Annotated in this window: 8 protein-coding genes; 4 read left to right on the forward strand and 4 right to left on the reverse strand. The window is 55.9% G+C overall.

Annotated features, from left to right (window positions below; all coding sequences use genetic code 11):
- Window position 1: 1 nt before the first annotated feature.
- Window positions 2-2,929 carry an excinuclease ABC subunit UvrA gene (gene uvrA / locus QNK41_RS08565; RefSeq protein ID WP_320416513.1) on the reverse strand — a complete coding sequence of 976 codons (2,928 nt, stop codon included), beginning with the start codon at window positions 2,927-2,929 and terminating at the stop codon, window positions 2-4.
- A gap of 184 nt (window positions 2,930-3,113) precedes the next feature.
- Here uvrA and QNK41_RS08570 point away from each other — a divergent pair, with 184 nt between their 5' ends.
- Together QNK41_RS08570 and pyk are read left to right on the forward strand one after the other, a co-directional pair.
- Entirely contained in the window at window positions 3,114-3,737 is a 624-nt protein-coding gene (locus QNK41_RS08570; protein WP_319255738.1) for a DUF3786 domain-containing protein, read from the forward strand.
- A 402-nt stretch (window positions 3,738-4,139) separates the two neighbouring features.
- Window positions 4,140-5,564 carry a pyruvate kinase gene (gene pyk, locus QNK41_RS08575; RefSeq protein ID WP_319255740.1) on the forward strand — a complete coding sequence of 475 codons (1,425 nt, stop codon included), beginning with the start codon at window positions 4,140-4,142 and terminating at the stop codon, window positions 5,562-5,564.
- Window positions 5,565-5,735: 171 nt separating this feature from the next.
- On the opposite strand, the gene QNK41_RS08580 is transcribed toward pyk, so the two are convergent.
- Window positions 5,736-6,233 (reverse strand): hypothetical protein, encoded by a 498-nt coding sequence (locus QNK41_RS08580; protein ID WP_319255742.1) that lies wholly within the window; start codon window positions 6,231-6,233, stop codon window positions 5,736-5,738.
- 122 nt (window positions 6,234-6,355) lie between these two features.
- On the opposite strand from QNK41_RS08580, the gene QNK41_RS08585 reads away from it, so the two are divergent.
- Together QNK41_RS08585 and QNK41_RS08590 are read left to right on the forward strand one after the other, a co-directional pair.
- Entirely contained in the window at window positions 6,356-6,979 is a 624-nt protein-coding gene (locus QNK41_RS08585; protein WP_319255744.1) for a GNAT family N-acetyltransferase, read from the forward strand.
- Window positions 6,976-7,137, forward strand: a complete 162-nt coding sequence (locus QNK41_RS08590) for an FAD-linked oxidase C-terminal domain-containing protein (RefSeq protein WP_319255746.1) — start codon at window positions 6,976-6,978, stop codon at window positions 7,135-7,137. Before QNK41_RS08585 ends, QNK41_RS08590 begins: the two co-directional genes overlap by 4 nt.
- A 79-nt stretch (window positions 7,138-7,216) precedes the next feature.
- Here QNK41_RS08590 and rbr read toward each other — a convergent pair whose 3' ends face one another.
- Together rbr and QNK41_RS08600 are read right to left on the reverse strand one after the other, a co-directional pair.
- Window positions 7,217-7,792 carry a rubrerythrin gene (gene rbr, locus QNK41_RS08595; RefSeq protein ID WP_319255747.1) on the reverse strand — a complete coding sequence of 192 codons (576 nt, stop codon included), beginning with the start codon at window positions 7,790-7,792 and terminating at the stop codon, window positions 7,217-7,219.
- Window positions 7,793-7,945: 153 nt separating this feature from the next.
- Window positions 7,946-8,140 (reverse strand): ferredoxin, encoded by a 195-nt coding sequence (locus QNK41_RS08600; protein WP_319255749.1) that lies wholly within the window; start codon window positions 8,138-8,140, stop codon window positions 7,946-7,948.
- Window positions 8,141-8,375 lie beyond the last annotated feature (235 nt).

The following is an 8,375-nucleotide window of genomic DNA, read 5'->3' on the forward strand; positions in this document are numbered from 1 at the left end:
TTCAATCCTTACCGGCACCCGCCATGATCTCTCTGAGAAACCGGCCGGTATAGCTTTTTTTCACCATGGCAACTTCATCCGGCGGGCCCTGGGCCACCATACGCCCACCCCCTTTGCCCCCCTCGGGACCCAGGTCGATGATCCAGTCGGCGGTCTTGATCACATCCAGGTTGTGTTCGATCACCACCACGGTATTGCCGCCTTCCACCAGGCGCTGGAGCACGGCCAGCAGCATCTTGATATCCTGAAAGTGCAGGCCGGTGGTGGGCTCGTCCAAGATGTAAAGGGTGCGTCCCGTGGCTCGCTTGGCCAGTTCACGGGCCAGCTTAATGCGCTGGGCTTCGCCGCCGGAGAGGGTGGTGGCTGCCTGACCCAGCTTGATGTAGGAGAGCCCGACATCCATCAGGGTGTCCAGGATACGCCGGATGCGCGGATGGTTCTTAAAAAGCTCCCTGGCCTGAAGGACCGACAGGTCCAGCACGTTGGCGATGGAGTGGTCCTTGTACTTGATCTCCAGGGTGGCGTCGTTGAAGCGTTTTCCCCGACAGGTTTCGCAGGGCACATAGACATCGGCTAGAAAGTGCATCTCCACTTTGATGTAACCGTCACCGTTGCAGGCTTCGCAGCGCCCTCCTTTGACATTGAACGAGTAGCGGCCCTTCTTGTACCCGCGCATGTTGGATTCGGGAAGCTGGGCGAAAAAATCCCGGATAAAATCGAACACCTTGGTATAGGTGGCCGGGTTGCTGCGTGGGGTGCGGCCGATGGCCTTCTGGTCTATGTTGATCACCTTGTCCAGATGTTCCAACCCGTGGATGGCCTTGTGCCGGCCGGTCTCCAGCATGGCGTTGTGCAGCTTGCCCGCCATGGCCGGGTAGAGAATCTGGTTGATCAGTGTGGACTTGCCCGCACCGGAAACACCGGTTACCGCCACCAGCAGCCCCAGCGGGATGTCCACGGTGAGGTGGTCCAGGTTGTTTTCGGTGGCATCGACAATGGCGATCCACCGGCGGCCGGCGGTTTCGATGCGTCGCCGGGTGGCCGGCGTTTCAATTTCATCCCGGCCGCTCAGATACCGGCCGGTGAGGGAGGCTTTGCGGCGCATGATCTGCTTGGGCGTGCCCTGGGCTACGATTTCACCCCCCAGGTGCCCGGCGCCGGGGCCGAAGTCAACGATCCAGTCCGACGAGGCCATGGTTTCCCGGTCATGCTCCACCACGATGAGGGTGTTGCCGATATCCCGAAGATGACGCAGGGTGCCCAACAGCTTGATGTTGTCTCGCTGGTGCAGGCCGATGGATGGCTCGTCCAGGATGTAGAGGACACCGGTGAGCTCCGATCCCACCTGGGATGCCAAACGGATGCGCTGGGATTCACCGCCGGACAGGGTGGGACCTTTGCGGCTGAGTGACAGGTAGTCCAGTCCCACGTTGACCAGAAAACCCAGTCGGCCGTTAATTTCTTTGAGCAGTTCATCGGCGATGATCTTTCGGTTGCCGGTCAACTTCAATCCGGTGAGAAATTCCTGAGCTTCCCGAATGGTCATTTCGGTGACGTCGATGATGGAGCGGTCGCCAATCTTTACCGCCAGCACTTCGGGTTTCAGGCGCCGGCCACCGCAGGTGTCACAGGGCCGCGTGGAGAGGAAGCGGCTGTAGTACTTTTTGGCATTTTCCGATTCGGTCTGCGTATAGCGGCGCATGAGGGTGTTGAGCAGTCCTTCATAGGTCGTGGTATAGGACCCTTGAATTTTCTCTGCATTCCAGCTCACCGTCAGTTCACGCCCGCCGGAACCATAGAGAATCAGCTGCTTCTGCCGGTTGGACAACCGATCCCAGGGTGTGTCGAAGTCCACGCCCCATTGTTCTTCCATGGCCCTTAATTGTTCGGCCGTCCAGGAGCCGTTCAGTTTTCCCTTGCCGGTGAAATGGCCTTGCCAGGGGATGACCGTTCCCTGACGGATGCTGAGCGTGCCGTCGGCGATGACCCGGTCTGCGTCCATGGCCAGCTTGGCACCGATGCCGTTGCAGTCCGGGCACATGCCCAGGGGCGAGTTGAAGGAGAAGATGGGCGGGTCCAGTTCAGGGTAGGCGACGCCGCAGCAGGAACGGGCCTCGCTCATGGGGATGTCGCCGCTGGCCATGCGGTGTGCGATGATGCGGCCCTCGCCCAGCCGCAGGGCGGTTTCCACCGAGTCCGTCAATCGTTTTCTGAAACTGCCGGCTTTGGAGATTTTCAGACGATCCACCACCGCTTCGATGGTGTGCTTTTTGTAGCGGGCCAGGGTCTGGACAGACTCGATCTCCTGCACCACGCCGTTGACCCGTACCCGGGCGTATCCCTGCCGTTGAAGCCGGGCCATCACCTCCTTGTGTTCCCCCTTGCGGCTGTCGATGACCGGTGCCAGGATGAGAATCTTTTTGCCTTCGGGCATCTCAAGAATGCGGTCAACCATACTCTGGGCGTCACCCTTGCCCACGGGGTGGTGACATTTAATGCAGGTTTGCTGGCCGATGCGGGCGTAGAGCACGCGAAGGTAATCGTAGATCTCGGTAATGGTGCCGACCGTGGAGCGGGGGTTCTTGCTGGCTGACTTCTGTTCAATGGAGATGGTCGGTGACAGTCCCCGGATGGTGTCGTAACGGGGCTTTTCCATCTGGCCGATAAACTGGCGGGCATAGGCGGACAGGGACTCCACATAGCGGCGCTGGCCCTCGGCAAAGATGGTGTCGAAGGCCAGGCTGGACTTGCCCGAACCGGACACACCGGTGAAGACGATGAGCTTCTTTTTGGGCAGGCTGACATCGATCTGCTTCAGGTTGTGCTCACGGGCACCCTTGACCTCGATAGTATCCAGCTCCATGGTTTTTCTTTTCTTGCGGGGCCGGGTGACTGCCACGGGTACGTTTCCGTTGGGTCGGTTCTTCATATTTTCTTTCCACATCGGCTTCTTCGGTTGCCGTTTAATTTTCCTTCGTGTGATTGCATGGCAATAAAACCGGTTGCCAAAAGGTCGCGGGCTGTATAATTAATTGTGAAAAATAAGTATCGATGCCCCCCTTGTCCACGCCAGCCTTCACCGGATGAATGAACAGACGCCCAAGGAAACGACGATGAGTCAAAACGCAACCGGCTCGGTTTACCATGAAACGTATCGCAACTATCTTGAACAGTTGACTTCCTTGCGGTTTGACGGAAAAGAAGAGGTGCTGGGCATCACGTTGGATGGCGATGCCATAGTGGTGCCCTATTTCGGACAGTCTATCCGATTGACTGCTGACGGACTGAAGAATGAGGCGGGACATCGTCCCGATTTTTCCGATTGCGTGGTGGTGTGCCGATACCTGATCATGTGTCCGCTGTTTGAGCCCACGCAAAAAGAATGGGCGGCCTATCGGGATTTTCCCGATGCCGGCCCGCTGACAGTATTCTGGACAGACACCGTGGAGAGGCCGCTGGCCAGGACATTTTCAGGGCGTGTCAGCGCGCTTGAAAAGGGTTGTGACGCCCTGGGCGGCAGCATTCCGGATATGGACATCGCCTGCGACCTGTGCCGGCGCTTTACCCCGCTGCCAAAGATGCCCCTGCTGCTGGTCTTCAACGATGCCGACGACGATTTCCCTGCATCGGCCTCACTCCTTTTCGAAAAACGGGCATCGACATACCTGGATGCCGAGAGCCAGGCTATTCTGGGCCACGTGTTATCGAACCGGCTGCTCGCCGCAGCCTGCGATTGAACTGCCCAAGCCAGAACGGCTTCTCCGACCGGCAATTGACCGATACCAATGGGCATCGGGGTCAGCTTCGCTTAAAGCAAGCCATTGAACCCTCCCCGCTTCAAGCCGCGGCCAATCCTTCCCATTCCGGTTTCCGGCAATCTGGATCAGCACGCCCAATGCATCTCGGGGATGAATAAACACGTCCTTCCAGAAATCGCCGGACGCTCTTTTTAGGCTTGATTCTTTTCTAAAGTATAATTAATATTCGGAAAAATTCGGTAAACCGATCTGTATGAGGCTTGCTCGCCCAAACGCCCCCGCTATCTTAGGGGGCGCTTTTCTCTGCATCGCTATTGGCCCCACATGTATCTAAAACACGCTGTTTGCCGGAACCTGCGGCAGGCTAAGAAAGGGTTGCACATGACCATCCGAACCAAAATCGTCGCCACCATCGGCCCGGCTTCGAATTCCCCCGAAATGCTCCATAAGCTCGTTGCGGCCGGCATCAATGTGGCCCGGCTGAATTTTTCTCACGGCAATTACGAAACCCATTCCGAGGCGATCCGCAATATCCGGTCCGTCGCCCGAACACTCAACCGGTCGGTGGGCATTCTGCTGGACCTTCAGGGGCCTAAAATCCGTGTGGGCAAGCTGGAAAACGGTGAACCGGTGCGGCTGAAGCGCAATGCCGCGTTTGCCATCACCTCAACTCCCATGGCGGGCACGGCCCAGATGGTTTCTACCACCTACCAGAATCTGCATTCTGATGTGCAGCCCGGTGACACCATTTTGCTGGACGACGGCCTGATCCGGCTCGTGGTGGAATCCAAAACCCGCGACACCGTCAACTGCAAGGTGATCCACGGCGGCATGCTGAATGAGAACAAAGGCATCAACCTGCCGGGCGTGAAGGTCTCCGCCCCGTCACTGACGGACAAAGACATCCGGGATGTGAATTTCGGCATTAAGAACGGGGTGGACTTTTTTGCCCTCTCCTTTGTGCGGAGAGCCGAGGATCTGGACATGATCAAAGCCATCATGAAAAGGCAGGGAGTGAACATCCCGGTGATTGCCAAGATCGAAAAGCCGGAGGCTGTGGACAATCTGGAGGCGATTATGGATACCGCCGACGGCATCATGGTGGCCCGTGGAGACCTTGGCGTGGAGATGCAGCCTGAATTGGTGCCTATTATCCAGAAAAAAATTATCTCCGCGGCTGTGCGCAAAAACAAGCCGGTGATCACCGCGACGCAGATGCTGGAGACCATGAGCGCCAATCCCATACCCACCCGTGCCGAAGCGTCGGATGTGGCCAATGCCATTTTTGACGGCACCGATGCCGTGATGCTCTCTGGGGAAACCGCCTCCGGTAAATACCCGGTCAAGGCGGTGCAGATGATGGTCAAAATTGCCGAGCAGTCCGAAAGCTCGCCCTTTTTAAGGGTAAATTTGCACTATGATTCGGACACCGCGGATCCGGTGACCCACGCCGTGGCCCAGAGTGCCGTCAACATTCTCCAGGAAGTCAACGCCCGTTGCATCATTGCCTTTTCCGTTTCCGGTGGCACCTCCAAGCAAATCTCCAAGCAGCGCCCGTCCAAACCGGTATACGCATTTTCCTCGCGGATGGATACCTACCACCGCCTGTCGCTGCTGTGGGGCATTACCCCGATGTTCATCGCCGACATCGAAAATGCCGTCCGCCTGGTGAAATCCAGTGAGAGCCTGCTTATCGGAAAAAACTGCGTGCAGAATGGGGACCTGGTGGTGCTGGTAATCGGTATGGGACTCAAGGCCGGCTCAACCAATATCATCAAGCTTCACCGTGTGGGACATGAGGATTGATTTCCATAAATGGAGGCCGTGGAAGCAAATTTGATTAAATACTCGTCCGGCCGCCCATGAGTGCAGATGACCGACGGACCATTTTCAGGAAGCGAGAAAAGGTTATGGTCTTAGAAAGAATGGAATACAGTGATGCCTGATCCATGACGAAGTAAAGAGAAGCCTGTTCGGTCAACTTTCGGTGATGCGGGAAAAGATCTTATTTTTGAGTCGTTGTAACCAGCCTTCTCCGGCGGATGTTTCGTTTTCGGGAGCGATACAGGCCCGTTCGAGGAATTGCCCGAAATCGGGGTTGATTTTCCCGAACTGGACAATCCTGTCAATAGAGAGCAGATTTTCTAATGTCGGGGCCGGCAACTGAATGCCCGACTCCCGGCGGATGGTTTCCATGGTAATGGACAGGGCGTAAATGGTGACCTTCTCGGCCATCTCTTCATCCGAGAATTCGGAACCGGCTCCGTGCCTGGAATGGAGCACTTCGTGGACGCAGGACACCAGGACAGGGTCTCCCATATCCAGGGTTTCGGTGCATTGATCGATGGTAAAATTGCTGTCTAGAAAATCGTCGCAGAGCTTCTGGAGTGCTTTAATCCAATAATCGCTCAAATTCTGGGGCAGTACGGCACTGGAACCGTGGGACAGCACTTCATTTGAAAACCGGGAAAGCATGTGAAAAGCTCCTTGAAGTTGATGGTCGCGCCGTTTTTATCATAATTTGCCATCCATGCCCACCCCAATTTTTCAAGGCTGCAGGTGACAACACCCCATCATCCCAATTTACTCATCGTCTTATGACGCCAGCTGATATCTCAGAAACACCCCAATACGACACCTCTATCCGGCTGTTGGACCATTTGCCGGATGACCTGGTTGACGATGCCGCCGCCTTGTATCTCTCTGCCCTGGCTGACAAACTCATACCGGTATACGGGGCTGGACCGCGGGCGCGGCGGGCACTGGCTTGTGGATTCAACCGCCCTATGTGCATCACCGCGATGGAGAAGGATCGGCTCGTCGGCATCCTCGGTATTCAGACTGCAGCTGCGGGATTCATGGATGTGACGGTAAACACGCTGCAGCCATTTTACGGCACCCTCGGCAGTCTATGGCGGATGGCACTTCTGGTCTTTTTGAATCACTCCCCAATGGCAGACGAAGCGTACATCGACGGTGTGGTTGTATCTCCCTCCTATCGCGGACGGGGCGTCGGTTCGGGGTTGATCGCTGCCCTGGAGGCATGGGCAACCGGGCAGGGTCTGTCAATCGTCTGCCTGGAGGTGGTTGACGCCAACCCGCGAGCGGAAAATTTATACCGACGCATCGGATTCGAAACGGTCCGAGAGCAGACCGTGTGGCCTGTCGGTACCCTTTTCGGGTTCCGCTCTTCGACGGTGATGGTCAAAGTCTTGACTTGATCCTCACCACGCACCAATCCGGACCGGGCGTTGACATAGATGCCCAAATGGACCTGCTCAAGGCGATCAAGCACCACTTCGACCCCAATACCATCATGAACCCCGACGGTCAGCTGGGGCTGGATCTGAACGGCAGTCACTGGCGGGAGATGGGTTGACCGGCCGCAAGCATTATCGTCGGGATAAAAACCGGCATTGCTGCGGTCAGTCGGCGACGTGGAGAACAGACAGGCTTTTTTACCAGTTGGGGGTAAATATTTCGAAGTAGTTTGACGGGCGTACACAGGCCGGGCATTTTTCCGGTGCCCGCTGCCCCTCGTGGATGTATCCGCAGTTGATACAGCGCCAGATCCTGCTGGATTCCCGACTGAAACTGTTGCCTGTTTCCACGTTTGCGGCCAGTCCGCGAAATGTTTTTTCATGCTGCACCTCAGCAACGGAGATGGCATCCCAGACATCAGCCGCCCGGTTGAACCCCTCCTCGCGGCCAATTTTTGCGAACCCCGGGTACAATTCACTGTGTACGAATTTTTCTAAATCCGCAGCGGATAACAAGTTATCCAGGGTGGTGTTGACGACGCCGGTAAGAAAACGGGCGGTTATTTCCAGCTCGCCGCCGTTGAAAAACTTGAAAAACCGCAGGGCATGCTCGCACTCCTGACCGGCGGTTTCCTTGAAGATGGAAGCGATCTGGATGTATCCGTCACGTTCGGCCTGATTGGCGAAAAACGAATAGCGGGTGGTCGCCTGGGATTCGAAAGCGTAGGAGGTCAGAAGGTTTTTAGCGGTCCGGCTCTCTCTGAATTTGCCCATTCAATTACCTCCGGTAATTTAGTGGTCATGTGCTACCAATGAAGTGATTTTTCGGTCAAAAAAAGTGGAGCGGCCTCGCCAGATCGTTACCATGTGGCGGGCGCCGCTCCCACGGATGAGTCGATAAATTAAATAGAATCGATTGATTGTGTGTTAATTTTCAATGATTTCGATGGCGTCTGCACCGCACTCTCTGGCCGCCTGGCGGACCACGTCTTCGTACTTTTCGGGGATGACGTCGAATTTGACGGTGGATTGCAGTTGATCTTCGTCATATTCAAAGACCTCGGGGCAAAGGTTGTTGCAATTTCTGTCTCCCATGCACTGGCTGTCGATTTTTACTTTCATTCGGTTTTCTCCTTGTCGAATAGAATGAGGGTGCCTGGTTAAGGCGGTTAAGTGATAAAAAAGTGAATATTCAGCGTGCTGAGCCGAGAATACAAAATGATCAAACCATAGCCCAAAATGGATGAGAATTCAATGTCGAGCAGGGCTCTCCGCTTCGAACGACTGCGTTGTTTCTACAAAATCCGATAGCGAACTGCCATCGGGTCGTTTTTGCTGACTCTCTGCCCCAGGCCGA

This window comes from Desulfosarcina sp. (genome assembly GCF_033791525.1).
Taxonomy (GTDB): Bacteria; Desulfobacterota; Desulfobacteria; order Desulfobacterales; family Desulfosarcinaceae; genus Desulfosarcina.